Consider the following 2,782-nt stretch of genomic DNA (forward strand, 5'->3'; position numbering starts at 1 on the left):
CCCAGGCATCTTTCGCGACCGAGCCCCGCGAGCGACCTGTCCTCGGACACAGCCAGCCCCTGGCGCGCATCAGTCCCACGGCCCTGCGCACCTACCGCGAGTGTCCCTACCGCTTCCTTCTGGAAGGCGGTTACGGGCTGCGCGACCAGGAGCGCGTCCTCGAGGAGCTGCGCAAGAAGGACTACGGCAGCATCGCCCACGAGGCCATGCGCCGCTTCCTGCGCGAGGACGGGCCGGGTGTCCAGGCGCTGCGCGCCGGCGACCCCGGCGCGGCCCTGTCCGCCCTGCGTGCCGACGCCCGCGACGCCTTCACCGCCAGGATAGCCGCTCTGCCCCAGCGTCGGCTCTGGGTAGCATCGTTTCTGGCCATGGCCGTCGATATCGTCGATACGGAGCTGGCTTCCGCCGCCGCCCGGCGCTGCATCGCCCGCGAGCGCGAATTCGCGTTCACCCTCGACGAACTGCACGCCTGGCTGTCCGCACGGGGTGCCGCGGCGACGCCGCCCGACGCCGCCTGGGCGAAGATCGCCTGCGCGGGTCGGCTCGACCGCGTCGACCTGGGCGCCGACGGCACATCCGTCCACGTGATCGACTACAAGACCGGCGAGATCCCGTCCCCCAAGAAGGTGGCCGCGGGCGAGGACCTGCAGCTGGCGGTCTACGCCCTGGCCGTGCGCCTGGGCAAGGTGGCCGGGGCGCCCGAGAACGCCGTGCTCACCGGGACGTACTACGGGCTCAAGTCCGGCGGGGTGGGCTTCGATCCGGCCAGGCCGCATCTGAAACCGGATCACGACCTGGTCCGCGACGGCGCGGCGGTGCTGGCGACGGCGCTGGCCATGGCGGACCGCGCGCACGATTACGCCCTGGTCCCGCCGGATCTCGACCCCGACGGCGCGGCCGCGCCCTGCCGGCATTGCCCCTGGCGCGGCGTCTGCCGTATCGACGAGCTGGTCTCCGCATCCTGCGGGGAGGCGACGCCATGAGCGGGGACCATCGCGAACACGCCTCCCGCGAGGCCGACGCGGTCCAGCGCCACGCCGCGGACCCCGCGCGGTCGGTCTCCCTGCGCGCCTCGGCCGGCTCGGGCAAGACCAAGGTGCTGGTCGACCGGATCGTGCGCCTGCTCCTGGTCAAGGCTCCCCTGAAGAGCGTGGTCGCCCTGACCTTCACGCGCAAGGCGGCCGTGGAGATCAAGAAGCGGCTGCGCGAGCGCCTCGGCGCCCTCGCGCGGCTGGACCGCGTGGGTCTCGCGCGGAAGCTGGAGCCCCTGCTCGGCCGTCCGCCGCTGCCGGCCGAGCTGGACCGCGCCGCCCTGGTCTTCGAGGAGGTGCTCGAGGACGCGTCGGGGCTGCTCATCGGCACCATCCATACCTTCTGCCAGACCCTTCTGAAACGCTTTGCGGACGAGGCCGGCGTGGACCCGGCCTTCACCGTCCTCGAGAACACGGACGATCTCTGGGACGAGGCCCTGGCCGGGCTCGAGGCCGATATCGGCCGCGAGCGGCAAGCCGCCACGGACCTGGCCGAGCTGTCGCCGGATCCCGCCGCGGCGCGCAAGCTGCTGCGCGGAGTCGAGCGGGCGCGGCTGGAACTGGACCGGTGGTGCGATCGCGTGGCCGGCGCCTCGAAAGCCCAACGGACCGATGCGCGGGCCGTCCTCTTGCCGGCGCTCGCGACCGACCTCGCCGAGCACGTCTTCCGCGACACGCCGCTGGCGGGGGTCGCCGAGCCGTCGCTCGATGACCTGCGCGACCCCGCCGTCGAGGCGGCGCGGAATTACGCCGGTCCGGGCCTGGACGCCGTTCTGGCCACCCAGCCCCCGGACGACCGGGACAAGCTGGCCGCCGAACTGCAGGGTCGCCGCGACGAGGCCCTGGCGGCGGCGGCCGACATCGCCGGCGGCGCCGGGATCGGGCCCGCCCTGGAGGCGCTGTTCGACGTGACGCTCACCAGGGCCGGCACACCTCGACAGACGCGCTGCGGTGCGCGCGACGGGGCGATCAAGGCCGCGCGCCTGGACGCGCTCGCGCACGCCGTCCAGCCGGTACTGGCGGTGCGCCGGCAGTCGACTCTGGTCGAGCTCTACCGTCACAACCTGCTGTGGCTGCGCTTCGGACTGCGCGCACTCGACCGCTACGCCGAGCTGAAGCGCCGCGACCGCTGTCTCGACTTCCACGACCTCGAGCGGCGGGCCTGGCGCCTGGTGCGGGACATCGACGTGGGACCCTGGATCCTCTACCGCCTCGACGCCCGGCTCGACCACCTGCTGGTCGACGAGTTCCAGGACACCAACCGCAACCAGTGGGAGGTGCTGCAGCCCTTCGCCACGGAATTCCTGGCCGGCGAGACGGAGGACGGGCGCCCTCGTTCTGCCTTCTTCGTAGGTGACGTGAAGCAGTCCATCTACGGCTTCCGCGGCGCTCGCCCGGCGATTTTCGGCGAGGTGGAGGCCTGGCTCTCGGGGATGACCGAGACGCCGTCGCTCACCCTGCCGACCAACTTCCGCAGCCTGCCGCCGGTGGTGGAGACGGTAGGCGATCTGTTCCAGGCGCAGCCCCTGTCCGACCTGCTGCCGCCCGGAGAAGTCGCGGCCGCCCGCCAGATACCCTATCGCGACGACGGCCCGGGAGGGGTCCTGATCACCGCGCCCGTCGAGGTTCCCGCGGGCGGCGACGCCCACGCCGCGGCGGCGGCCGACATCGCCGGCGGCGCCGGGATCGGGCCCGCCCTGGAGGCGCTGTTCGACGTGACGCTCACCAGGGCCGGCACACCTCGACAGACG

At 73.1% G+C, this 2,782-nt stretch carries 2 protein-coding genes; both read left to right on the plus strand.

From position 1 onward, the window contains the following. The coding region (locus KJ554_12835) for a PD-(D/E)XK nuclease family protein (GenBank protein MBU0743220.1) at nucleotides 1–983 on the plus strand (983 nt) is incomplete at its 5' end. Further along, on the plus strand, nucleotides 980–2,782 hold a 1,803-nt coding region (locus KJ554_12840), incomplete at its 3' end, for a UvrD-helicase domain-containing protein (GenBank protein MBU0743221.1). The genes KJ554_12835 and KJ554_12840, both read left to right, overlap by 4 nt.

The sequence above is a fragment of the bacterium genome (assembly GCA_018814885.1).
In the GTDB taxonomy this organism is placed as follows: domain Bacteria; phylum Krumholzibacteriota; class Krumholzibacteriia; order LZORAL124-64-63; family LZORAL124-64-63; genus JAHIYU01.